The sequence below is a fragment of the Pedobacter sp. ISL-64 genome, assembly GCF_018613605.1.
Classification (GTDB): domain Bacteria; phylum Bacteroidota; class Bacteroidia; order Sphingobacteriales; family Sphingobacteriaceae; genus Pedobacter.
In genome coordinates, this window is sequence record NZ_JAGGPU010000005.1 from 252,032 (window position 1) to 276,745 (window position 24,714).

Annotated in this window: 20 protein-coding genes; 5 read left to right on the forward strand and 15 right to left on the reverse strand. The window is 40.5% G+C overall.

Annotated features, from left to right (window positions below):
• Positions 1-8: 8 nt before the first annotated feature.
• The 5 genes from J7E57_RS07335 to J7E57_RS07355 all read right to left on the reverse strand — a co-directional run bounded on the left by J7E57_RS07335 (position 9) and on the right by J7E57_RS07355 (position 6,676).
• A complete protein-coding gene (locus J7E57_RS07335) occupies positions 9-1,907 on the reverse strand; it encodes a glycoside hydrolase family 97 protein (RefSeq protein ID WP_251029839.1) in 1,899 nt (632 codons plus the stop codon).
• A gap of 113 nt (positions 1,908-2,020) precedes the next feature.
• A complete protein-coding gene (locus J7E57_RS07340) occupies positions 2,021-2,203 on the reverse strand; it encodes a hypothetical protein (RefSeq protein WP_215126579.1) in 183 nt (60 codons plus the stop codon).
• Between the two features lie 324 nt (positions 2,204-2,527).
• The gene (locus tag J7E57_RS07345) at positions 2,528-4,156 is read right to left on the reverse strand and encodes a glycoside hydrolase 43 family protein (protein WP_215126581.1); all 1,629 of its coding nucleotides are present in this window, start codon (positions 4,154-4,156) and stop codon (positions 2,528-2,530) included.
• Between the two features lie 270 nt (positions 4,157-4,426).
• Complete coding sequence (locus J7E57_RS07350) at positions 4,427-5,626, reverse strand: glycoside hydrolase family 88 protein (RefSeq protein ID WP_251029840.1); 1,200 nt, start codon at positions 5,624-5,626, stop codon at positions 4,427-4,429.
• A gap of 159 nt (positions 5,627-5,785) precedes the next feature.
• A complete protein-coding gene (locus tag J7E57_RS07355; RefSeq protein WP_215126583.1) occupies positions 5,786-6,676 on the reverse strand; it encodes an ROK family protein in 891 nt (296 codons plus the stop codon).
• Positions 6,677-7,125: 449 nt separating this feature from the next.
• Here J7E57_RS07355 and J7E57_RS07360 point away from each other — a divergent pair, with 449 nt between their 5' ends.
• The gene (locus tag J7E57_RS07360) at positions 7,126-7,320 is read left to right on the forward strand and encodes a hypothetical protein (protein WP_215126585.1); all 195 of its coding nucleotides are present in this window, start codon (positions 7,126-7,128) and stop codon (positions 7,318-7,320) included.
• 178 nt (positions 7,321-7,498) lie between these two features.
• Here J7E57_RS07360 and J7E57_RS07365 read toward each other — a convergent pair whose 3' ends face one another.
• From J7E57_RS07365 to J7E57_RS07395, 7 genes are all read right to left on the reverse strand, one after another.
• The gene (locus tag J7E57_RS07365) at positions 7,499-8,509 is read right to left on the reverse strand and encodes an NAD-dependent epimerase/dehydratase family protein (protein ID WP_215126587.1); all 1,011 of its coding nucleotides are present in this window, start codon (positions 8,507-8,509) and stop codon (positions 7,499-7,501) included.
• A 64-nt stretch (positions 8,510-8,573) separates the two neighbouring features.
• Positions 8,574-9,062: a Crp/Fnr family transcriptional regulator gene (locus J7E57_RS07370; RefSeq protein WP_317196527.1), complete on the reverse strand. Its 489-nt coding sequence runs from the start codon at positions 9,060-9,062 to the stop codon at positions 8,574-8,576.
• A 189-nt stretch (positions 9,063-9,251) separates the two neighbouring features.
• A complete protein-coding gene (locus J7E57_RS27450) occupies positions 9,252-9,368 on the reverse strand; it encodes a YciI family protein (RefSeq protein WP_215126592.1) in 117 nt (38 codons plus the stop codon).
• A gap of 231 nt (positions 9,369-9,599) precedes the next feature.
• Complete coding sequence (locus J7E57_RS07380) at positions 9,600-11,195, reverse strand: RagB/SusD family nutrient uptake outer membrane protein (protein WP_215126594.1); 1,596 nt, start codon at positions 11,193-11,195, stop codon at positions 9,600-9,602.
• A gap of 26 nt (positions 11,196-11,221) precedes the next feature.
• A complete protein-coding gene (locus J7E57_RS07385; protein ID WP_317196528.1) occupies positions 11,222-13,699 on the reverse strand; it encodes a SusC/RagA family TonB-linked outer membrane protein in 2,478 nt (825 codons plus the stop codon).
• Between the two features lie 47 nt (positions 13,700-13,746).
• Positions 13,747-14,400, reverse strand: a complete 654-nt coding sequence (locus tag J7E57_RS07390) for a carboxypeptidase-like regulatory domain-containing protein (protein WP_215126596.1) — start codon at positions 14,398-14,400, stop codon at positions 13,747-13,749.
• A gap of 601 nt (positions 14,401-15,001) precedes the next feature.
• Positions 15,002-15,889, reverse strand: coding sequence for a helix-turn-helix domain-containing protein (locus tag J7E57_RS07395; protein WP_215126598.1), 888 nt, complete (start codon positions 15,887-15,889; stop codon positions 15,002-15,004).
• Positions 15,890-16,286: 397 nt separating this feature from the next.
• Here J7E57_RS07395 and J7E57_RS07400 point away from each other — a divergent pair, with 397 nt between their 5' ends.
• The gene (locus J7E57_RS07400) at positions 16,287-18,110 is read left to right on the forward strand and encodes a M60 family metallopeptidase (protein WP_215126600.1); all 1,824 of its coding nucleotides are present in this window, start codon (positions 16,287-16,289) and stop codon (positions 18,108-18,110) included.
• A 175-nt stretch (positions 18,111-18,285) separates the two neighbouring features.
• Here the strand turns inward: J7E57_RS07400 and J7E57_RS07405 are convergent, their stop codons facing one another.
• Positions 18,286-18,516, reverse strand: a complete 231-nt coding sequence (locus J7E57_RS07405; protein WP_215126602.1) for a hypothetical protein — start codon at positions 18,514-18,516, stop codon at positions 18,286-18,288.
• A 257-nt stretch (positions 18,517-18,773) separates the two neighbouring features.
• On the opposite strand from J7E57_RS07405, the gene J7E57_RS07410 reads away from it, so the two are divergent.
• The 3 genes from J7E57_RS07410 (at position 18,774) to J7E57_RS07420 (ending at position 22,100) form a co-directional block, all read left to right on the forward strand.
• Complete coding sequence (locus J7E57_RS07410) at positions 18,774-19,457, forward strand: phosphatase PAP2 family protein (protein WP_215126605.1); 684 nt, start codon at positions 18,774-18,776, stop codon at positions 19,455-19,457.
• A complete protein-coding gene (locus tag J7E57_RS07415; protein WP_215126607.1) occupies positions 19,458-20,987 on the forward strand; it encodes an ArnT family glycosyltransferase in 1,530 nt (509 codons plus the stop codon). It abuts the gene before it with no gap.
• A 159-nt stretch (positions 20,988-21,146) separates the two neighbouring features.
• A complete protein-coding gene (locus J7E57_RS07420; protein WP_215164947.1) occupies positions 21,147-22,100 on the forward strand; it encodes an alpha/beta hydrolase in 954 nt (317 codons plus the stop codon).
• A 19-nt stretch (positions 22,101-22,119) separates the two neighbouring features.
• Here J7E57_RS07420 and J7E57_RS07425 read toward each other — a convergent pair whose 3' ends face one another.
• Positions 22,120-22,935 (reverse strand): endonuclease/exonuclease/phosphatase family protein, encoded by an 816-nt coding sequence (locus tag J7E57_RS07425; protein ID WP_215126611.1) that lies wholly within the window; start codon positions 22,933-22,935, stop codon positions 22,120-22,122.
• A 68-nt stretch (positions 22,936-23,003) separates the two neighbouring features.
• Entirely contained in the window at positions 23,004-24,710 is a 1,707-nt protein-coding gene (locus J7E57_RS07430; protein ID WP_215126613.1) for a RagB/SusD family nutrient uptake outer membrane protein, read from the reverse strand.
• Positions 24,711-24,714 lie beyond the last annotated feature (4 nt).

A 24,714-nucleotide genomic window follows, 5' to 3' on the forward strand; every position in this document is an offset into this window, starting at 1 on the left:
TTACATAATTATTTTTTATGGAGCCATATTGCAGCACCTCCTGAAGGCTGGAGATACAGTTTCAGGGTCGATTTTGAATCAACCGCTATGTCTTTTATCCCTACCTTGGTGGCAGTATTAACCTTGTTGTCGTCATTATAAATCCTGGCAACAAATTTTTGCCCTTTGGGAAGAAAATCAAGCTTCAATTCTACTTTACGGGCCTCATTATTGGTAATGCTACCTAAAAACCATTCCTCGCCACTGCGCCTGGCTGTTGTGACGTACTCACCAGGACTTCCCGACAAAACCTTTGTTTCATCCCAGGTAACAGGAATCTTGTCCCAGAATTCGAGTTCGGGTTCTCCTTTATAAAAAGCAGGTTTATCATACCAATATAGGGTCTGAATGGGACTAAAATAAATTGCCGCAAGCGCAAGTTGGTGGGCATGGGAAGTTTTTATCCTTGGATCGAAATAACAGATGGTATAATCTGCTGCGCCAGCGAGATACCTGGTAAAGGGCATTACCGTATTACTGGTGGCATCGGGCATTTCTTCATTTCCCCTTATTCCCTCCGAGGTCATCAGATTGGGCCAGGTGCGTTGCTCGCCAGTTGGGCGCCAATCATCGTGAATGTTCACCATTATCTGGTTGTGTGCAGCCTGTTGTATAGCTTTTTCTACCCATGTTGTCCAACGGTGTGATCCTGATTGTACAAAACCAAACTTAACGCCGGCAATACCCCATTTTTTATAGATTGAAAAAAGGCTATCGCTCTGCATCAACAGCGCCTGTTGGTTTACATATAACCATACCCCTATTCCCTTTTCTTTTCCATACCTGATGATCTGAGGTAGATCGAAATCTGAAATTGCAACTTTTGATGCATCAGAACTGAAACTAAATGCAGGACCATACCATTTCCAGTCGAAGAGGATATATTGCAGGTTTCTTTTTGCAGCAAAATCGATATTCTCCAGTGCATCTTTTGTAATTTGCGACATCACCCGCATAATCTTTCCGGGTTTTACCCAGCTTTGATCTTTTATCTTTGATGGTTCATTCAGGTTTAGAATTAGGTCTGTTCCCTCGGCAATCCCTGTGGCAGTTTCGGCAACCATTACCGCTCTCCAGGGGCTTGTTACGGGAGAAATCAGATCTACAGGGGTGAACATAGAGGTGACTACTGTATTTTTTTCTTTTAGCTTAAATTTCGTTCTTGAATAATCCACCATCTGTGCCTCTAAGAGAGATACAAACAGACCATTTTTCAGTTCAAGAGTCAGTGGCCGCTCAGCCTCACCATCCCAGTTCTCTAATGCAACCTTATGATATGGTGCCTGTGCCCAGTTTGCTTTCCAGGCCAATGCGCCTTCTTCAAACTTAAATTCTGTATTTTCCGACATGATCCGGTAGTAGGTTCCCTTAACATTTTCCGGAAAGAAAAAGCGGAATGCAATACCCTGGTTATAGGCCCGGAATTCGATATTCATCTCATATATTGGATTATCATCCTTCACGGTTTTAATCACCAGACTGTTGTAATGATCACGGATAAACCTCCTTTCTCCATAAACAGGAGTCCAGGTTGTATCTTTTTGCGCGCGTATTGAATTCTTTATCTCGAGGTTCTCAAACCAATTTTGATGCGTATCTACCTTTAATGCCATTGCACTTTCTGAAAGGTGGTTATCAAGCTCCAAATCAAGTTTTGACTCCAGAATAACGTTTTTTCCTTTATAAGATAATTGATAAAAAAATGCCTTTTTGTGATCTGCAGACTCTTTTTGAAAAAAACGGACCACAAGCGATTTATCTGGGGAATAAAGCATTTGTTCAGAAATCACGGTGGTTGTTTGGGCCGATGCCCCAAAAAATGTAAGAAGGGAAAGTAGTATCAGAAAAGTGTGCTGGTAAAATTTCATAAAAATATATAGGCGTATTGATGGTTGTTTTTAAAAAGTATGTGCGGCTATCAACAAATTATCCTGCTGAACGGGTAAATTGTAGGGAAAATTTCATTACCGGCAAAGTCATATCAAGCCTTATTCTCTCCCTTGTTATCCTTTGGCTCCAGAGGATATTCAGCTTCTCCACCTCTAAAAATTCTTGTCGCTATGCGGTCCCAATGCTTTCTGATATCTTCATCTGAAACTATCTGCCGCTTAAAGTTGAAAGGCAGATCCTCATTATCTATTTTTTCTGGCAGATCGTTTTTCATACTGGTATGACACAGGGTAGCGTTTTTAATACTCTATTAATCGATAAAAAGAATAATTTGAAAAAATGCCCAATACAAAGAGGTCGTATTATAAAGGCGTTTCACCTCAGATGCTGTCATGTTGTCCAAAGGACTCCTACGGAGAGCCTGTCGAAACACCTTAAAGGTATTTAAATGAGTCCTTCGACAGGCTCAGGATGACAAATCTATCTTTATGTACACCCTCTCTCATTACTTAATACAATTCCCTTCAGATACGATCAGTTCTTGACCGATTTAAGTTGCTCCTAATTACGTCAGAGGGATATTTCTTGTGTGCAGATTCTATCTGGTTATCCTAAAATAATCGAAATCAGCATATCCGCCGGTACGTACGTCGCTCCCGCTTGTACAGAAAATTCCGATTTTTGCGCCTATCCACTTATCAGGCTGCGCTTTAAATGTTTCCCCTATTTTGTGGTACAGCTCGCCATCTTCACTGTATGAAAAAGTTACCTGTCCTTCCTGAGCAACCTCTGCCCGAAGATAAACGGCTCCAGACTTCAAGGGCCTTTGAGCCAATATCTGCTCAATTCCATTATTGGGAGCGTTTTTACAGATTACCTGTGCGATCTGAAATCCTTTTTCATTTTTAGATACAGAGAGATAGGAATAGTCATTTCCCATAATGAGCAATCCCGTCTTTTTCTCTTGCCAGGTATCCCATTCTATAATATAGTTCAGCTTGGTAGTGGCAGTAAAAGTAGGTGCAGGAAACTTCTGAAGAAGCAGGTTCGGCACATTCCACAAGCCTTTATTAATTTGCGGATTGGGAAAGGCAAAAAGCCTTAAGTACCCGCTTTTAGGGATCATTGCCGACCATTGTATTTTTTTATTGGCATGCCACTGCCATTGCAGGCCTGGTTCAATGCCGTTAAATTCATCACTTTCTGATGGTGCGGAGATTGCATGAGTTCCTGAAACCGATGGTTTAGTGTAGACAGAAACCGGTTCTCCTATCCCGTCGCCATCCCCATCTGAGCCGATAACCGGCCAGTCGTTCTTCCAGTTTACAGGCTGAAGGTGAACTACACGGCCATAAAGTCCCTTGTCCTGAAAATGAAGGAACCAGTATTCATCCTTTGGCGTACGGACCAAAGCCCCCTGATGGGGACCGTTGATAGCCGTTTTTCCCTGTTCCATAACCTTACGTTCCTCATATGGACCATATATGTTTTTTGAGCGCATTACAAGCTGCCAGCCAGCTGCCACTCCTCCGGCAGGTGCAAAAAGGTAATAATAGCCATTGCGTTTATAAAACTTAGGCCCTTCTACTGTATGGTTTTTGCCATGTCCATCAAAAACGTGCATTCCCTCATCTTCTACCCGAGTGCCATCACTGTTCATCTTGAAAACGGTTAATAGGCTATTTACACCGGCTCGGCTTGCTGCCCATGCTACAGCCAGATAAGTCTGTCCATCGTCATCAAAGAATACACTTGGATCGATAATCCCCTTGCCTTTAAGGATGAGTACAGGTTTTTCCCACTTTCCAAGGGGATTTTTGGCCCTGACCATAAAAATCCCATAATCGGGATCCGGATAATAGATCCTGAACTCTCCCTTATGGTAATTTATACTAGGCGCCCAAACGCCCTTTCCGTGCTGAGGAATATCATAAACGTCTACTGGTTCCTGGAGTTTGAGTGCATGGTTAACCAATGTCCAGTTTACCAGGTCCCTGGAATGCAAAATAGGAAGTCCTGGAATACAATTGAAGCTTGATGCGGTCATATAATAATCCTCTCCGGCCCTGATCGCGTCGGGATCGGAATAATCCGCATGTATAACCGGATTTTTATATGTCCCGTTTCCCAGGTCGGCAGTCCATACTTTTGATAGATTATCCTGACCATAAGCCAGATGAGCACCTAAGATTAAAAGTATGATTAAAGAATATTGTAGTATTTTCATTTTACATCATTATTTTCTTTAGGGAGTGATTCACCGTTTCCGGTTATTGTAATGCTGAAACCTGATCGGGGGTCCTAAACTCATTATGCGGCATCATTTTTATTAAAATATTGTGAGCGAGACTGTTGAATTAAGTCTCGGTTTTCCGGCTGCAGCAGGCATATGGGTCTACTAAAACTAAATATGAAAAATGGCTGCCAGAAATTAAATCAGACGTCCCGCCCAGCAATATTCCGCAAAGAGAGCTACATGTTTATTATTATAAAGGGCTTAATTTAGCTTCGTTCCTTTTTGAAGTTTTTCCAGTCTCAACAGCGCTTCTATATAATAATAATCTGCGTATATGATCGATGTATCAATTTCAGATCCATTGGGCTTATGCCCTGTTGAATGTAATAGAAAGGCTGAATTCTTATTTCTACTTTGGTATGCTGATGAAGAAAGGGAAGTCAACATAAGCACTGCAGCTTTCCTGTATTTTTGTGATTTCGCTTTGTCCTTAACAAAAGTAGAAAGCTCCAAAAGTCCTGATGCGACCACTGCCGCGGCAGATGCATCTTTAGGGGCAGTGGGGATAGAAGGATCATTAAAATCCCAATAAGGAATTCCATCTGCTGGCAATTTTGCCAGATAAACGTCGCTTACCTTTTGGGCAAATTCAAGAAATGCAGGATTACCCGTCTCCCGGAAACACATGGTATATCCATAAATGGCCCACGACTGGCCACGTGCCCACATGGAGTCATCAGCATATCCCTGGTGGGTTAGTCCTTTAATTTTTTTTCCCGTCACCCGGTCGTAGATCACCGCATGGTATGCAGAATAATCAGGTCTGAAATGATTCTTCATGGTTACGTTGGCATGTGAAAAAGCGATATCATATAATCTTTTCCCTCCCCCATTCCGGGACGCCCAAAAAAGCATTTCGAGATTAATCATGTTATCAATAATGGTATTATGCTGTGGCCATTGCATTCCGGGAACTTCCCTTGGCCATGAGAGGATCGTTCCCACCTTTGGGTTAAACAGGGTGGCCAAAGTATCGGCTGTTTTGAGTATAATCTCTTTATATTTAGGGTTTTTGGTAAGTCTATATCCGTTCCCATAGCTGTTAAATATCTGGAAGCCCAGGTCATGATCGAAAGCCGGCTGCTGCGAAAGGGGTATAAGCGCTGATGAAAAAACCTCTGCCTTAGCAAGAAACGTTTTTGATTTTGTTGCTTCATAGCTATACCACAGTATTCCAGGCCAAAAACCACTGCACCAGTCTTTATATCCTACAAACTTCCATTCAGATGAACCGGGAATAATACTCCTTGGAATATTGTCTCCATGATGAGGAATAATTTTCAATGTTTTTTTTACCTGTTCGGTACAGTAAGCCAACTGCCTGGCCGCATTAATCTGCGCGAAAGCAGGTCTGCCGAAAAAAAATAGCAAGGTAATTATGGCAAAAGCTGTATATCTCATGTTGTGCATATTACCTAGACAACAAATACAGAAAGATATACTCACCTTCGAACTGGCAGTATAGGTTATTGCCTGTACCATTCGAAATAACTACATATTTCTGTTAGCAGCAGAAAGTATCCATCTTAAATCACATGGGTAATATACGAGCATACTTTTTTATGAAGCCAAAATTCCTGTTGCATGTGAGTAAGCAGCACCAAGCATTGCAGCGTCTTCCCATAATGCGGTTATCCTCAATTCAGCCCGAATTCCCTGCTGGTGTAGTGCATTCTGGGTCTTGTTCAGAAACAAAGGATGTGCTTTGGCTATATTTCCTCCAATGATGACCACTTCTGCATCGTGCGCCTTGATAAAAGGAAAAAGAAAGTCTGCAAGGCTTCTGGAAAAATCATTAAAGAGTACAGGCACCATAGGATCACTTTCATATAGATCGACAAGCGCTTTTGTATTTTTTACTTTCTTTCCGGAGAGTTCTTCATAACGTTTCACAAACCATCTGGTGGAAATATAATCCTCTGCTATCCCCTGCTTAAATGAACTCACCCCGAGGTTTGCATCGGTGGTTTTCCCCCCAATACTTACGGCCGACCCCAGGCCGGTACCCAATGTGATCCCTATCGCCCTGTTGAAGCCCAAACCATTGCCCCCGCTAACTTCTCCATGGAGAAAAGCCTCTGCATCATTCCTAAAAATAATGTTCTCTGGCAACAGCCCCAGCTGCTCTATCAAAACAGCCTTAATATCCGTAAGATACAGGGATTCATATTTGTTCATGTTCTTGATCAACGATATCCCATTTACGTAATCGAAGGGGCCAGGCATGGCAATCCCTAACAATATCTCGTCCGGGGATTGGTTCCCGATAATATTTTTAAGCACACTGATCCATGAGGCTAATATATCTTCCTTTGTGTCATGTGTATTAACATGGCTACGCACACGTGAGTGATCTATCACTGAATGTGACCTGAAATCAATGATTGCAGCTGTAATATGTGAGCCACCGATATCAACACCTATCATAAGTGGCTTTCTTTTTTTATTCATTTAGTTGAAATATTTTTTCCTGACGCTATCCATACCGTATTAACAGTATCTACCATATGAATAGAGACATAAAAACCACTGTTCAATACTCTTTCAGGTTTTATTTCGTAAAATCAATGCTACCATATTATAGCCGGCTCCCACCCTTGCCCAATGTCATTAAGTTAAGCACCGCGGTCGTCAGTCTGTCCAAAGGACTCCTGTGGAGAGCCTAGTCGAAGACTTCTTGAGATTGATGACCCGCAAATAAATGCCCTTCGACCTACACTACAATTGACGTTATTCTACAAACCACTATTAATCAATATTTTAACCGATTTTGTGTTTATCCCCCGTTCTACTTAAACCCGGCCTAACAAATTTTTCGGGCCGCACTCCTCAAGCCAACCCACTAGCTTCGAAAGAAAACGGCGAAGCCCTCATGAATGCAGCTGAAAACTATAATACAAATGAATAAATTTTCAGCCGGCATTTTTTGTTTTTTCATGGGCTTTTATGTTTTCAAGGGCATTCAAGCTAGCCATGCTGGTCTTTTTGATGCCAAAAAGAAAGAGCCCTTCGGCGGCGGCGAGCCGGGGGCAAGACCGTGCTGTATGGCAAAAGAAATCAATTACACGTCACTCATATTGATTTTTATAAAATAAATCACCCCCTCAGGGTGACATCTTTTTGCGATTTATCCATTATCTTAACGAGATTACGCCCATGCCACGAATACGCTATCTTATCTTGCTCTTTTACTTACAAAGTCCATTAAAAATGCCCACCAGGTCTAGAAAACAGGTATAAAATGGCAATTCTGTTACCATATTTTTTCTAATATTAAATCAATTCTCTATGGTCCATCAGGTAAGTCAAGGCTTCCTTTACTGCCTGTTGACCATCTTTCGGATTAAATCCTAATTCGTTCCTTGACTTCGAAATATCAAAATCCTGCTGCAATCCTGAAAACATAGCAATATCTTTAGTGGTAAGCAGTGGAGGTTTTCCAACTATTTTAGCTGAAAGCTCCATAAAACCTGCAATAGCATACAAAATAAACTTTGGCACAGTTCCAGGTACTTTGATTTTCAATTCCGGATAAAGTTTTTGTGCCAATTTAGTCGTATCAGTAATGGTCAGACATTTTTCGTTGGCAAGGATATAACGCTCACCAGACCGGCCTTTCTCTGCAGCAAGGTAACAGCCTTCTGCTACATCTTTAACATCGACCCAGTTCAGGGTAATCCTGGTATCCATAGGAATCTGCTTGTTAAGAATCAGTCTTAACACATTATAGGAAACATTTAACGGAAGAAACGCTTCACCTCCTATCATTGCTCCGGGCATAACCGATACCAATTCTATACCGAATTCTCTTGCCAGATCAAAAGCCAGCTTTTCACCGTCATTCTTGGAATTGTAGTACATATCCCTTCGGTCGGAATTGTATCCGTTGCTTTCTTTTGTTGGAAGATTGGTATAATCCAGTGCAGCAATTGAACTTACATAGACGATTCTTTTTACGCCCGCTTCTGCAGCAGCTTCAATCGTATTCCGGGTGCCCAGCATATTCACATCGTAGATTTCTTTCTTGGGGTTTTTAGCCCACAGTTTGAAGGCGGCGCCCACTGCAAAAAAAGTATCCACATGTTGCAATGCGCGCTTAAAGGAAGCTTTATCCGTTATATCCGCCTGAACAACCTCGCAGTTCAGATCCTTGAAACATTCTTTGCTTTTGATATTACGGACTGAAGCCCTTACCGGGGTCCCTTTTTCGATCAACAGTCTTACAAGATTATTGCCTAAATGCCCATTTGCACCGGATACCAGTACTAGTTTTTTATTTGTCATAGCCATTGATTTTAAATGCTGTGGCAAAGTTGAACTTTGCAGATTTAAAACCACTTCGCAAATGTTACCTAATGATCTTCTTTCTGATACGGCTCAGACTTTTAGGGTTCATTCCAAGAAAAGACGCAATGTATTGCATAGGAACATTCTGGAGAACTTCGGGGTACTGGTTCATCATTTTTAAATAACGCTGTTCCGCATCAAGGGTGGCCAGCTCCCTGGCACGTGTTTCATTATAGGATAAGGATTGTTGAAATACCAAAAAGCTAAAATCCATAAAAGTAGGGCTCTGTTGTATCAGCTGATCAAGATCTGCTTTACTAATGCGCAAAAGTTCACATTCGGTAATACATTCCAGATTTTCATCAGATCTTTTCTGGTTGGTAAAATCAGCATAAGAGGTAATGAAACCAGGCGGACAGTTTATGTGCGTTGTAACCTCATCGCCTTTATCATTGTAATGGAATAGCCTCGCAAAACCCGAAACCACAAAATATAGATGTCCGGGTACCTTCCCTTCTTCTTCGATTATCCTGTTTTTCGGATATCTCACAGGTTCAAAGTAGCGTATGCACAAATCTCTATCCCGGTTAGAAAGTTGTAGGCTTTTTGTTATAAGACTTAAAAGTTGACCGTGCATGGTACAAAGATAAAAAAACAATGCTGATCAATCCCAAATGAAAACTGTTCCGCACTTCTAGGAGAAAAGAAAGTGCCTAAGTCAGAGTTTTAATAAGCTGGCTTATTTTTTAAACTCGCGGACTTCCGAATAACCGTCAGATTCATAGATTGGGCATGACGATGCGATCTCTGCCGCCTCATCCAGATTATTTGCCTTTAATAATATAAATCCACCCACAATCTCTGTCCCTACTTTATGGGTTGCTGGGCTGCCCGTAAACGGATACCAGAATAGGCAGATAAAAGAGGCTGTATCATAAATATGTGAATTGTCATCCTGTCCAAAGGACTTCTACGGAGAGCTTGTCGAAGGACTTTTTTTAATGTCTTAAAAGGCGTTTCGACAGGCTCAACGTGACAAATCTGAAGTAATTATAATTTATGATACAGCCTCATCTCTTTTGTTGATTTAATTCCAATCACTACCGATATCCTTACCAACATTGGGATTTGCGTTCTTTTCTGATAGTGGGATAGGAAATAAAACATTTTTATCCTGAAAAGGCTGGGTACCATCTTCTATCTGCCTTTGCGAATTAATGGTCTGCTTAGCTATACCCCATCGGATCAGATCAAAATAACGGGTCTGTTCCCCGGTCAGTTCCAATTGTCGTTCGCGCATCAAAATGGTCATGGCTTGAGATTGGCTGCCCAAACTTAAATAAAGCGGCGCATTAACGCTCGGCCTGCTACGTACCTGGTTAATCAGTGCCAATGGCTGTGATCCGGTATTACCCTGTTGTATGTAAGCCTCGGCAAGCATCAGCAATACATCTGCATAACGGATCACCTGCCCGTTGATACCACTTTGCGGACCACCAAAGCTTGCTACTTTATTATAATACTCATATTTTAAATATTTGTATCCGGCTGAGGCATAGGGAAAGGCTACTGGACCGGTTGCGCATTGCTGGCAATATTGGGTTTGCCCCCCGCTTGCAGCATCTCCATAAAAAGTATAAGCCGCACGCGGATCAACGTAAGTGGCATTGGTTTGTGGGTTGGTGTAAGTAAAAGCTTTAACAGCCGTAGTGGTAATAAACACATTATTCCAATCGTTAAAGCCATATTCCTGTGCACGGGCAGAGTGGCTTGCTTTCCCACCCCACGTTTCCTGACCGCCAAACGGAGCATACTGGTTACCGATACCCCAATCGGTCCAGGCCTGGTTCATGACCTGAAAAATGGTTTCCTTATTAAGGGCTGTATTATTCTGATTCGGATCATCAAACAGGTTGTTATATACGGGTGTGAGCGCATAGCTATATGGAGCCTGTGTCAGTTTGGTCAATTCAGTAATAGCATCTCCCCATTTTTTTTCGTACAGGTATGACTTACCAAGCAAAGCAACCGCAGCCCCCCGGGTAGTACGTCCAAAACTGGCTGGAGCATATGAAATAGGAAGGTCAGCTTGTGCGTCTTTTAAATCCTGTTCAATAAAAGCCCATACATCTGCTACAGCGGCACGGGGCAGATTAATTTCTTCTGCTGTTGGCAGCGGGATATATGCTTTACGCAAGGGTACACGCCCGTACAGGTTAACTAGATTGAAGTAGGCATAAGCCCTCAAAAATTTAGCCTCGGCAATATATTGCTTTTGATTGGCCTGTTCGGTTGCATTGGCAGGAGCCCATGCCTGAGCACGGTTAATCACAACGTTTGACCGCATTACCATTCGGTATAGTGAAGACCACATGGCTTCTAACTGTGGCTGGTTAGAAGCAAAATTATATTGTGCCAGGGCCAATAGATCCCCTTGGAGTGGTTGGGCATTTTTGGCATCATAGCCCAGCAAATCAAAAATATAATACCATTCGCGAGCCCACAAACCAGAATGCAATAAAGTAGCGTAACTGGCTATCACGGCTTGATTTATAGCTGCATCACTTGTGAAATAAGTGTCATAGGTATATGCGCTTTTACTCTGTAAATCCAAATCCTTCTTACATCCCCCGGTTGCAATCATTAAAACTACAACAATCAGATATTTTATATATTTTTTCATCATTATATCTTTAATATTTTTCATCATTAAAATCCAACTTGTATGCCCGCCAAAAATGTACGTGGTTGTGGTATCTGCCCATCATCAATGCCCCGGTTAAATATATAATCGCTGGCCCCTCCATTAACACCTCCATTGGTTTGGGTGCTTATTTCGGGGTCATATCCAGTATATTTTGTTATGGTAAATAAGTTTTGAGCCGCTACATAAACCCGTAACCTGCTTAATACATTACCTGAGAAAGAATTTAATGCCGTTTTTGTAAAAGTATAACCTAAGGTTACGTTACGTACCCGCAGGTATGATCCATTCTCAACAAAAAAATCAGAAGGCCTCAAATTCCCTGTTGCCGTAACATTTTGGCCTGCCCTTGGCAAAGCGGCGATATCGCCCGGTTTTCTCCACCTGTCTAAAATAGCGGTAGAAGCATTATGTCCGGTTGAAGCATTTTCGGTGTAAAATTTAAGTGAGTTGGCCAATTGAACACCCTGAACACCTGACATAACAATATTGAGATCGAAGTTTTTATAAGATGCCCCGGCATTAAAACCGTATGTAAACTTCGGAATTGGACTGCCCAGTACCTTCTGATCCTTACTATCCACAACACCATCGTTGTTAAGATCTTTAAATATAAAATCTCCTGGCAATAATCCATCCTGATATAGACTGGCTGGATTTCCAGTTTTTTGTCTGGTAGCTGCATTTAATGCATCAATTTCTGCTTGTGTGCTTGCTACATGATCAACCGCATAACCATAAAAAGCGCCAATAGGCGAACCTGGTTGTGTTAATGTAATACCATTTAAATTATTAAAGTATCCTCCAATTATAGGGGTTGACGATTGTGCACCCAGTGATAATGTTTTATTTTGGTTATAACCTCCATTTACACTTACATTGTAGTTAAAGTCACTGGTTTTATCAGCATAGGCCAACTGAAATTCGAAACCTTTATTTTGAGCATCTGCAGCGTTGGTAATTAAGGTACTGCTGAATCCGCTTAATCCGCCAATGCCTACGCTGGTTGGTACCGGAATTCCCACTAGCAAACCACTGCTTTTTCGGTTATAGTAATCAAGGGTAAGCGTAAGTTTGTTTTTCAGGAAACCCAGATCAAGCCCGATATCGGTCTGGTCTGTCTGCTCCCATCTCAACAGTGGGTTTGCAATGGAAGTTACAGTAGTTCCGTTTACAAAACTTTTGTTATCCCCTAGTGAATAAATCAGGTTGCCGGTCGGCGAACCACCAAAAGTAAATACCTGTGTTGTGGTTAAACCAAACTTATTATTGCCTGTACGGCCCCAGCCTATGCGAAATTTTGCATCGCTGATAAACGGAAGTGCCGATTTGACAAATTCTTCTTCGCTGATGCGCCATGCAAAGCCAACTCCCGGAAAGTTACCATAACGGCTTTGAGGCCCAAAGTTTGAAGATCCGTCACGGCGGATACTTCCGGACAAGATATATCGATCGTTAAAGGTATATACCAAGCGGCCATAATAAGAGATAGCCCTGCCAAACTGTGTATAATAACCAGATGTGTTGGCTTGACTGGTGATGGTTGGCGCTACACCTATATCTTTCACATTGTCATTCAACATTCCTGTACCCAATACGCTCAGGTATTTGCTCGATCCTGCATCAATATAACTGGTACCTGCAGTTGCCGATATACTGTGTTTGCCAAAAATACGGTTGTACGACAGGTAGTTTTCAAAAGTATAATTGGAATAACTGTTAAATGCACGCCCTGCCTGCCGACTGAAACCCAGGTTGTTGGATGTAATATAAGGTATCTGATATGAATCGTTTGTCGAAGTACCATATACACCCGCCAGCTGCGACCTAAAAGTTAAACCTTTAATAATATTTACTTCGCCAAAAACCTGCGGATACAATACCAGATCGTTGCTTGATAAGGTTTGAACGCCTAAGCTCTGTAATGGATTTACGGCGTTACTGTTGTCGTCAACATTGGTAAGGATAGAGTAGCCACCCAAAATAGCAGGGTCGTATATTGGCTGATAAGGTGCATAGCTGATCGCATTTAATATGCTTGCTGTCTGTCCGTTAGTGTTGGTGTAACGGATATTAAGGCTTTGACCAAAATGAAAACGCCCTAGTTTCTCATCTAAAGAAAAACGGCTGTTTAATCTTCTTAAACGGTAATCTTTAACAATAGCCTGCTGGGTTAAATAACCTAGTGAGAGATTATAGGTAACCTTTTCGCCGCCACCGCTTATACTTGCATTGTTTTGGGTAGATAAAGCCGTTTTAAATATTTCTTTTTGCCAATCGGTACGGTCAACACCAACAAAAGGAGTATTTAATTTGGCCGGAGGCGTAAGGTTATTGGTAGCGGCTATATCTTTTATAAGATTGACATAGTCGTTTGCATTAAGCAGGTCAAGTTGTTTGCGCACCGATGAAGTACCAACCTGCGAGTCAAATAATATCTGCGGGATACCGCTTTTAGCCTTTTTAGTGGTAACGATAACCACACCATTAGCGGCAGCAACACCATAAATGGCGGTAGAGGCTGCATCTTTTAAAATGGTATATTATCAATGTCCTGTGGGTTGATGGTATTAAAAAGGTTGGCATCACTCTGTATGCCGTCAACAACATACAATGGTTCCACATTGGTAAACGAACCAGTACCGCGTACAATAATCTGGGCATTTGAACCCGGGGTACCATTTGAATTTAATACCTGTACACCTGGGGCCTTACCGATAAGGAGCTGTGCGGCACTGGTATTGGTGTTAGCGCCTGCATCCTTCGCGGCCACAACATTTACCGAACCTATCAGGTCCTTTTTTCTGGCTGTTCCATACCCTATTACCACCACATCATTAAGGGCACTTACATCACTCTGCAATTTTATGTTCAATACTGTTTTTCCGTTTAATTTAACTTCCTGCTTTGTGAATCCTATAGAAGAAAATACGAGTGTAGCATCCTGTGGTACATTAACTGAATAAGAACCATCGGTACCAGTAACCATACCATTCTGCTTTCCTTTTTCCAATACAGTAACTCCGGGAATCGGACTGTTATCATCGGCTGATGTTACAACTCCTTTAATGGTGACTGTTTGTGCCATAACGGGCAATGCGCTCATCGGCACAAGCAACAGCAGCAAGAGCCATAATCTGGCTGGTCCTAGCAGCCTTGTTAAATGGGTAATTTTCATGCTCATAATTGTTTTTTTGTATATAAATGGTTATTTCTAATATTTTAAGTGTCGGACTGAACCATGACAGAAATCTACAAGTCCGGACATGCAGTTGCATTAAAAGTGGAAGACGGTCTATATGGTCAGCGTTTCTAAAATAGCCATAAGCTGGTTTCTTTAAGGGCACATTTGATAAAAAATAGGTATATAAATGTTAACTTATTTGTTGCCTTAGTCTTGCCAGAAACTGGCAAACTGGGTATAAATACAGCGTACTTTGTATCAAGTGAACATGAAAAAACTAAGCTTAGAGGCATCTAAACAGACATATAAAAAGAAAAGGCGGTATGTTGTAAAGAAAAGAAGTGGCTGATATCACTGCGAATGAACAAATCGAAAGCAGGTCTTATTTCATCCAGAATGGTACAAATGATAATCAGATCTTTCTAATTGCGAGAAGGCAGGATTACCTTCATAGCCATCATTTTTTATGGCCGTAAACTATCAATCCAGCGATGTGTTGCTCCAAGGATTAAGCGATAATCATATCCGTTATATCATTCAGTTACCTAATGCTAAATGGGGTTTTAAAGCAATCGGCAATATTAACATACAAATTTTTAGTTTAATGGTTAAAACCAACCTGATATATCTGTTTCTTATATATACTGGGTGCCATGCCGGTTAACTTTTTGAAGGTTTTAGAAAAGTAGGAAAGGTTATCAAATCCGGTCTGGGCACAAATCTCTGAATATGACATTCTGCTTGTCGCCATTAGATACTGTGCCCGTTCAACGCGTTTTTCGTTTATATAATTCAAAGGTCTGGTTCCCGTATACTGTTTAAACTGCCTTGAAAAATAATCGGGATTTTGATTTACGCGAGAAGCAAGCTGATATACTGAAAGATCTGTGTGTAAATTGATAAGGATATAATTTAGGGTTTCTACAATTTTTACCGGTATAAGTTTGTGTTCCGGACTTTTGAAAAGCTGGGGATTTAGGAACCTGGCAGTTAACAGCATCAGTATCCCTTGGGTTTCCAGATAGGCCGAAGTGTTCTGCTGATTATTAAGCTCCTGATATTCTTTATAATAAATATCTTTTTCATAGATTTTAGGATTATCAGACCTGTTTATTCCTCTTCCAGGGTTAATCTGGAGCAGCCTGCCAAAAAGATTAAGGTCTATTTCGGTGGCCGCTGTCTTTAATACATTTCTGTTATTGGCAAAAAGTGAACTTCCATCTGTCGAATCCTCAAAAAACTGGACAAAATACTGGCCAAGAGAATTCTTACAATTTAAATTACATAGCGTGAAACTGGGAACAATGTACAAATAGCCAGGCTCTAGCTTTAGCAAGCTCTCAGCATCTGATATTTCACCCTCTCCCTCATCTATATAGTAAATGCGGTAGTATGGGCTGATCACATTTCTATAATTCCATTTGGCGTTAAGTCGCACATAGTCAACATTAAGAAGTGAAAAGCTATGCCGTAAGTTTCTTTTGATCATCTACTACAAATATGCAAACTACGTTAATATCTTTAAAAGCATGCGAAAAGATTTCAAATATAATAAAAATCGATCCATGCCATTTTAATGTTGTTTCAGAACGAAACTCTACTAAGCAATAAAAGCGTTAAAATTAAGTATTACCACGTTAACTATCCGTTTTACTACGCTGATACAGATATAGCAGTCAATACCGTAAAGCACAGGCGAATCAAACGTTTGCGCAGTCTTTACCCTTTTACATCAATGTAATTATGAATACATTGTATTGACGTTTTAAACAGACTCACACACCTGTTTTAGAATAAGCTGATTAGACATTACAAATGTAATTATTACCGTAATCCATTACTGGAATATGGTTACCTATAACCAAATATTTACTAAAACCTAAAAAATGAAAAAAAAATTATTACTCTTAACCGTTTCGGCGATTGTAGGTCTTTCGGCCTGTAAAAAAACGGCTGTATTACAAGAAGAAGTTGTAAACAGCAAAAAAACCATGAGTGGTGCCAGCATACAATCACTTACTCAAACCAATGTTTTTAATGTCACCGAAAAAATTAATGCATCAATTGAAAGGGATCGCTTAAAAAATGGATACTATTTAACCGATTTTACCGCAACCGGTTTATACATGGCTCCAGGTGCTACTTTAGATATCACCGTAGAACAAACCGCAGGCACCCGCTTGCCAAAATTATTAATTGGCACCTATTCTCGATATGGCACTTGGAACACTCAGCCCACAGCTGTACAGTTAACGGCGGGTACCAATACCATTACCAACGCTGTTGGCGGCCTATTGTGGATCAGGTACACCAATTCTACAACCGGCTCTACCGCTAAAGTAACTTTTAATAACGGTTACCAATACGCTCCATATTACAAACTTGGCGTAACCACCAATTCAGACTGGATTAATCAATTACAAACTTACACTACTCCCGATGTTGTTTTAGAGGGCACAAATTGCTTTATTGTGGTATCAAGAACTAAGGCAATACAATACCAAGCAGAAGATCAGAATGCTATATTGAACAAGATTACACAGGTTATTGCGTTAGAGGATGATTTGAACGGCTTAGACAACTCTTTGCCCGCACATGCGAAAAATGTGCATACCTATCTTTTAACGCAGCATGAGGATCCGGCCTATTATTTTTTCGCTTATGATTATCGTACAGCCTATATCACTTCGGATGTTAATGCCATTTTAACTTTAAGCGCAGTAGGCACCAATGGTTGGGGATTATGGCACGAACTGGGCCACCAGCACCAAATGATGTGGCGTTGGGGAGCTTTAGGTGAGGTTTCGGTAAATCTTTACAGTTTATATGTGCAACGTACCCTTACCCCGTCTATCAACAGGTTGGTAAACGATGGCGTGTGGCCAAAAGCTTTTACCTATTTAGGAAAACCTGCCGGCACAAAAGATTATAACGGATCAGCAAGCTATACCAATCCTTTAACCGATCTGTTTATCAGACTCTGTATGTTTCAACAATTAACCTTAGCCTATGGTGATAATTTTTATAGAACCCTGGCCAAGGAGATGCGTGTTGAGAATCCAACCTTAGCTAATGATGATGCCAGGATGCGTTATTTCATGCTGAAGGCATGTAGTATATCGGGCAAAAATTTAAGTACTTTCTTCCAAAAATGGGGATTGAATTTATCTACTTCAGCAGCTACAACTCAAATATATGCAGACATCGCAGCATTGGGTTTACCTACGCCAAGCACAGATCCCTCTACCCTGCAAGACAATGTTGCGCCATTAACCGAATTAAGTAAAACTGGCTGGACCATAAACTCTTTCAGCTCTGAAGAAACCAGTGGCGAGGGCGCTATCAATGGCAGGGCAGCTACTTTAATCGATGGTAGCCACAGTACGTTCTGGCACTCACGCTGGACTACTTCTGCAACAAGTTATCCACACCAGATTGTGATTGATTTAGGATCTTCGAAATCGGCAAACGGCTTAAGTTTAGTGCAAAGAAGCGGATTGAGCCGCGCAATTAAAAACTTTCAGGTTTTAACAAGTACCGATAATATAAATTTCACATCGGTAAACAATTATGTAGCTCAAAATGCGGCTGGAGTACAATATTTTGCGTTTGGCAGCACCAAAACCTTAAGATACCTTAAGGTAATTATGAACTCTGCACAAGATGGTTTGCAGTTTGCATCACTGGCAGAGCTAGGTTTATACAATTAACAATTTCATAAAAAGAGGACTGATAGGTGGTCCTCTTTTTATTTATCACCTTACAACGCATGTCTTTTTGATTAATATTTCCAGTCAAAAAAATGTTATAAGTATAACGGAAACAGCAATTAATGATGAGCCTGATGGGCAGGCTGATTATAAACTGGATAAATCGGTTTTTGGCTTATAGGTTATTTACTTCAAAACCGCGATAGCTAAGCATTTCGGCATTATGCAAAACAATTAGGCGAAGTTTTAATCTTTCGATGATTGCTCTGGCTTGGGCAATATTTCTTTGCATATCGTTTATCCCCCTGATTTCGATTCCTCCAGACATGAGTTTAAATTTGCTGGGCTCAAACTTATCAATAAACTGCTGGAGATCTGGGCTAACTGTTACCTGATTGTTTTGCATAATCAATTATTATTTCTTTTGCCACAAAGCAAAACAAAGCATTTTAACTTATCAGCGCTTTCATATTAACTTATTAAGAAATGTTAATAAGGCGCTTTATCTATATAATAGCCTCCCCTACACCCATTATCGAGACTATTGTAGGCAGCATGCAGATTTTATGATCAATGTTTAAATCCAATAGCATGACACAAACATGACGCTCGCTTAACTTTCAGATGATATTCAGCTAATAGCTTTGTATCAAAGGACAGGACATGCGTACAATAAAAAGATTGACCAATCTCAATTATTATTTCTTTACTGCAATATCCATGCTCCTGTTGGCATTCCTTTTTAATTTTAGCTTTTCTAAAACAGATGGATTCCTCATTTTTAATCATTTTCATCCAGCGTGGCTAGATATTTTTTTTAAGTACATCACTAATTTAGGAGACGGTTTAATCAGCATTCTGGCTGCAGTAATTCTGCTTGCACTTCGGAAAAAGAAAAAAGCAATGACTGTGGTTCTTGCTTATATTTATTCAGGGCTCCTTATTCAAATTGCAAAAAGGATATTTCACATGCCACGGCCTAAATATTTTTTCGGGCAGACTTTATTTCATTATACTCATTTTGTTGAAGGGGTAAGCATGCATGATCAAAATTCTTTTCCTTCTGGCCATACCGCTTCTGCGTTTGCCTTAGCCACAGTATTCGTTTTGGTTTTCAAGAAAAATAAAATCTCGTTTTACTGCTTATTTTTTGCTTTTCTAATCGGTTATTCGCGCATATACCTGGCTCAGCATTTCCTTATTGATGTAATTTTTGGGGCAATAACCGGTATAACCTGCGCTTTGGTTAGTTATCATCAAGTATACGATCTTAAACTTTTCAGATCGGCCAAGGCAAGCAAAAGGTATAAACAGCTTAAAATCGCCCGTCAGGCCAATCCCATTTAAGTGAAAGAAATTCCAGCTAAACTTTGGCTTTTTATAATGGTAATGACTGTGGTCAAAGTGATCATTGCCTTAACAATAGCCCTTGGAAACGATGAGGTATATTACTGGACCTATGCTTTAAATCTGGAATGGAATTATTTTGATCATCCCCCATTTGTGGCGTGGTTAATCAGAGCAACAACAGTAAATTTATACATTCATAACGAATTGGCTGTTCGGCTCGGCGCCATAGTATCATCAACAATTGGTACAATAATCGTATATAAAACAGGCAAATTACTCCTTAACACCCGAGTAGGTTGGTTTGCTGTTTTACTTTATTCTTCTTCTTTTTATTGCAGCATTATCGCCGGGACATTTATTTTGCCAGATAGCCCTCAAATGGTTTTCTGGTTGTGGAGCATCTTTTTGTTACTTAAAATCACCAAATCTATTCATCTGGGTTTACCCTCATTAAGTCTATGGTGCTGGTTCGGCGTGGCAACAGGTCTTTGTATGATGTGCAAAATTCATGGCATCTACTTATGGGTGGCCGTTGTATTGTTCGCCCTGTTTAGCAATAGAAAATTGATGGTGCAAAAAGGCATGTATGTTTCTATGTTAATTAGTTTAATTATAATATCTCCTTTTATCATCTGGAACATCCAGCATCATTTCATTACCTACACCTATCACAGTAATCGGGTTAGCCTGTTCCACACCGGCATAAATCCAGTGGCTTTCGTCAGAGAAATTAGCGGGCAAATATTTTACAACAATCCCATTATTTTTTTTCTGGCGTGGATTACAATTTTCAGTTTCATCAAAACTAAACATCACCTTCTTAAAAGCGAAATACAACTGTTATTATATTGTGCGCTCCCACTTATTGCGACGCTGATTTTTCTTTCAATTTTTAGAGATACATTACCCCATTGGTCTGGCCCGGCTTATAGCTGTTTAATATACCTTTCTGCATTGAAACTGGAATCTTTTACCTTATCAAAAGTAAAAGCCATTATTAGTACAAGCATGCTGTTTTTCTTGTTCGTGGTATGTGCAGGTCTCATCGCAATTAATTTTTACAAGGGCACATTTTCGCCGCGAAAAGACCCCATGCATTTAGGTACCGGCGACCCCACCATAGATTTATACGGCTGGAAAGAAACATCAAGAATAATTGATTCTATTTACCGTGTGGATAAATCATCCAAAAAGAATAAGGCTACCCATACCATGGTGATTACAAAGTGGTTTCCTGCTGCTCATTTAGATTTTTATGTCTGCGCCAAAATGGGTTTACATACCTATGGCATAGGGGAAATCTTCGATCTTCACCAGTATTATTGGTCCAACCAAACTAAACCTAAATTAACTGCTGGCGACGATGCATATTACATTGTTCCTTCTAATCTCTACGATGAAAACAGTTTAAACTTTATTAAATCGCAATTTAAAGGCAACAAAGCACCGATTATTACACCTATTTTCAGAAATGGCGTTATTTGTAAAAACATTCTGTTATTTAGGCTAAACGGCTACAAAAAATAGTGCAGTCGCAATTATAACCGATTAAATTAATGTTTAAAATTAATCCATAGTGTAGAATATGGTGTATTTAATTGCACTTGAGCTGAAAATGCAATAAATTAGCTTAGAAATCAAAGCCAATTACATTTGGCTAGTAGCGAACCTCTTCCTAAAAAATAGATGATGCCCAATAACAAAGTATATCCGCTAAGCTTGCTGTTCCTCACGCTTTTATTCAGTTCTCTATCCTCAATTGGACAGATTGTACTCAAGGATAAAAAATATCATGTAGATACTAAAATATTTTCGCAAACAGATTCAGGCGCACTAAAGTTAGATATTTATTACAGTGGTAAAATAACAGAAACTAAGCCAACAGTACTTTTTGTATTTGGTGGTGGCTTTGTAATGGGCCACAGAGACAGTAAGTTATTTGATCAATACTTTAATACTTTGATAGGGCATGGTTTTAAAGTGGTGTCTGTTGATTATAGATTAGGCCTTAAAGGAAAGAAATTTCCCAGTCCCTTTAATACTTCAAATTTAAAAGCAGCTATTGATACGGCTACGACTGATGTTTTCGACGCAACAGCTTATCTGCTTAAAAATGCAAAAGAGCTCGGTATCGATACGGCTATGATCATCCTATCGGGATCAAGTGCGGGCGCTATTACTGCACTACATGCCGACTATAACAAGCGGAATGCGACAGCGTTATCGGCTAAACTCCCACAGCATTTTCAATACAAAGGTGTAATTTCTTTTGCCGGAGCAATATTAGGTTATCATGGTGCGCCAAAATATGCTATGCCACCAGCACCTACAATGCTTTTTCATGGCACAACCGATAAACTTGTACCCTATAACAAAGTGAGATTACTTAACAGGGGCTTTTTTGGCTCCAAGTACCTGGCACGCACCTTCAAAAAAAATGGGTATCCATATTATTTTCAGTATGTACAAGGTATGGGACACGAAATAGCAGGATCACCAATGGTTGAAAACCTGCCTGATATTTTGTGGTTTATAGAAAATTACATCATTAAACAAAAGCGCTACTTTATGGAAGTAGACTTTAAAGATGCCGACAAAAAACCCACTTTTAGCATACCTCCTGCTTTAAAAAAGAGGTAGCGTAAATTGTATGGTTTCGCTATTTTTTCAATTCGAGCACTGCAACGATAGGCAAATGATCAGAAGCATAACGCTCAGAAATAACCTCGTGCGAAACAATTTTAAAAGGATTTCCTGTTTTAAAGCCAATATGATCAATTGTTTTCCGCGGGTTGATCACAGGAATGGTAAAACCACAATTGCTACATGTTCTGGTAAAATTAGAATCGAATATTTTAATGCTTTCTGAACTTGGATCGGCGTTTAAATCACCTGCAACAATTAACGGCAGGGTTTCTTCTGCTGTTAACCGATTAATCTCCTTAGCTTGAAGGATACGGTTATCTTCCGGGCGTTGCGCATCAAGATGGGTAGAAGCAAAACGGATAAAAACTCCTTTGGCAATTTCGGCAGTTGCAATGGCCAAAACCCTTTGTTCTGCTTTGGCATCGTTATTTTTAGGCAACATAAAAGTCTGCTGTGCAGATAAAGGAAAGCGAGATAAAATAGCTACGCCATAGTCACCCCCATCATGGTCTATCGCTTTACCAAAATAAAAATTCATCTTCAATTTGGTGGCCAGCAAAGCGGCCTGGTTAATAGTGCCCGATCTTTTGGTATTCACATCTACTTCTTGTAAAGCCACAAGATCAGGTTTTTGTTGTGCTATCGCTTTGGCAATGGCATCAACATCAATAAGGCCTTCTTTCTCTTTTGATGGAGGGTTGCAATGGTGAAGGTTATAAGACATGACACGCAGTACATTACTGCGCTTTGATTCAGCTTGTCCGTTGATCTTAGGTGAACAAGCGCCCAAAAGGCAAATGCTTAGTATTAAAAAAGAGTATAATTTCATGTCGGTTAAATTAATAAATAAAAAGAGGCCGTATCATAAAATTTTAATGACACAGCCTCTTTAATTAGTTACCAGCCTGGGTTTTGCCCCAATACCGGATTGCGTTGTAATTGTGTAATTGGAATTGGCCAGAGATAATTTTTAGGAGCAACAAATTTTCTACCTGTGTTTACCACAAAATACCCGTTGGCATCTGTTGCAATGGTAGCTACATATTGCTGGTTAAAACTTTCAACCAAACTTTTCTTCATGCCCTTTACATCCTGAGCTAATAAATCGCCTTGTTTCCAGCGGAGGATGTCGTAATAACGCTGTCCTTCAAGTGCCAGTTCAACCCTCCTTTCGCGTCTGATTTCGGTTCTTAGATCCAAGCCAGCCGCTGCAAGTTCAGTAATTACCATTCTCTTCATCCCAACACGGTCGCGCAACTTATTAATGGTATTATCAATATCAGTTTGGGTAAGTGTACCTTGCTCCAACCTCGCCTCTGCGAAAGTAAGCAGTACTTCTGCATAACGGATATGATGGATATCGTTCGAGTCCTGGCTTACCGTACCCACCGCAGCAACTTCTACGTATTTGCTAAAGTAAAATCCAGTTCCTGTTATACAACCCTTTTTATCGGCGTTCCATTTAGGGGTGTTAAATATCGGATTTGTAGTGGCATCGGCATCACCATCATCTTGTCCTCCCCAAGCCCAACCGGGCGTTAATATGGTTTGGTTCATACGTGGATCTCTGTTTTTAAAGATATCGGCATAAGTGCTTTCGCTATACAATGGCGATTTATCTATCGGAAGCCCGTCTGTACATAAATAACTATCTACCAACGATTTGGTTGGCGAGTAGCGGCTCGTTTGATCGGGCACCTGAATTTCGCGACTGGTATTGTGTACGCTTACGCCGGCCACATTCGGTCTTGCTAAAATGGTTTCTTTGTTGGCTCCCGCAGCTAATTTTCCTTTGTAGGTAAAAAGGTCGTTATAACATTTAGTTGTACCACCAGCTGTATATAGCTGATAAACATTCAGATCCATTACTGATTTAGCAGCAGCCTCGGCTATGCTCCATTTTTCGAAAAAGAGTGCTACTCTGGCTTTCCAGGCAAATGCGGCACCTTTGGTAATACGACCAAGATCAGCAGAAGTATAAGCAGTTGGAAGCCCAGCCGCTGCTGCATCTAAATCCGCAAAAACAAATTCGAGCACTTCTGCCCTTTTATTACGCGGACCAAATACTTCTTCATCGCCAATATCGAGTGTTTTAGAGATTAGCGGCACATCGCCGAAAAGGAAGATCAGATAAGTATACATAAAAGCCCTTAAAAACCTTACTTCTCCTGCATACTGCGCCAAGGCAGTTGCACTGATATTGGTGGCTTTGGTGTAATTTTCGAGGAAATGGTTACAACGCCTGATGGCAGCATATAAATTTACCCATTCGGAGTTTAAGGTACCAGAGGTAAAATCGTAATTACCTGCAGAAATGGCCTGATATTCTGAATTAGGGGGATAAATGGTATTGTCGCCCATGTTTTCCATGGCGATGGTATTATTGTTTCTTAAATTGCTGTAACAGGCATATGCAGCCAGTTTCAGTTGTTCTTCCGTTTTCCAGAAACTGATATCGGTTACTGAATCCAGCGGTTCACGATCAAGAAATCCTTTTTTACAACTGGCTAAGAAAAAGGAAGGAATCAGTGCAGCGCCGCCCAACAGACCCGTTGCTTTTAAAAATGATCTGCGGCTGTTTATATATTGATTTTGATTTTCCATGGGT

What these genes read in the sequence shown, in the direction of transcription:
- J7E57_RS07335 (WP_251029839.1), bottom strand. Translation starts at nt 1,907, where the DNA reads ATGAAATTTTACCAGCACACTTTTCTGATACTACTTTCCCTTCTTACA.
- J7E57_RS07340 (WP_215126579.1), bottom strand. Translation starts at nt 2,203, where the DNA reads ATGAAAAACGATCTGCCAGAAAAAATAGATAATGAGGATCTGCCTTTC.
- J7E57_RS07345 (WP_215126581.1), bottom strand. Translation starts at nt 4,156, where the DNA reads ATGAAAATACTACAATATTCTTTAATCATACTTTTAATCTTAGGTGCT.
- J7E57_RS07350 (WP_251029840.1), bottom strand. Translation starts at nt 5,626, where the DNA reads ATGAGATATACAGCTTTTGCCATAATTACCTTGCTATTTTTTTTCGGC.
- J7E57_RS07355 (WP_215126583.1), bottom strand. Translation starts at nt 6,676, where the DNA reads ATGAATAAAAAAAGAAAGCCACTTATGATAGGTGTTGATATCGGTGGC.
- J7E57_RS07360 (WP_215126585.1), top strand. Translation starts at nt 7,126, where the DNA reads ATGAATAAATTTTCAGCCGGCATTTTTTGTTTTTTCATGGGCTTTTAT.
- J7E57_RS07365 (WP_215126587.1), bottom strand. Translation starts at nt 8,509, where the DNA reads ATGACAAATAAAAAACTAGTACTGGTATCCGGTGCAAATGGGCATTTA.
- J7E57_RS07380 (WP_215126594.1), bottom strand. Translation starts at nt 11,195, where the DNA reads ATGAAAAAATATATAAAATATCTGATTGTTGTAGTTTTAATGATTGCA.
- J7E57_RS07390 (WP_215126596.1), bottom strand. Translation starts at nt 14,400, where the DNA reads ATGAGCATGAAAATTACCCATTTAACAAGGCTGCTAGGACCAGCCAGA.
- J7E57_RS07395 (WP_215126598.1), bottom strand. Translation starts at nt 15,889, where the DNA reads ATGATCAAAAGAAACTTACGGCATAGCTTTTCACTTCTTAATGTTGAC.
- J7E57_RS07400 (WP_215126600.1), top strand. Translation starts at nt 16,287, where the DNA reads ATGAAAAAAAAATTATTACTCTTAACCGTTTCGGCGATTGTAGGTCTT.
- J7E57_RS07405 (WP_215126602.1), bottom strand. Translation starts at nt 18,516, where the DNA reads ATGCAAAACAATCAGGTAACAGTTAGCCCAGATCTCCAGCAGTTTATT.
- J7E57_RS07410 (WP_215126605.1), top strand. Translation starts at nt 18,774, where the DNA reads ATGCGTACAATAAAAAGATTGACCAATCTCAATTATTATTTCTTTACT.
- J7E57_RS07420 (WP_215164947.1), top strand. Translation starts at nt 21,147, where the DNA reads ATGATGCCCAATAACAAAGTATATCCGCTAAGCTTGCTGTTCCTCACG.
- J7E57_RS07425 (WP_215126611.1), bottom strand. Translation starts at nt 22,935, where the DNA reads ATGAAATTATACTCTTTTTTAATACTAAGCATTTGCCTTTTGGGCGCT.
- J7E57_RS07430 (WP_215126613.1), bottom strand. Translation starts at nt 24,710, where the DNA reads ATGGAAAATCAAAATCAATATATAAACAGCCGCAGATCATTTTTAAAA.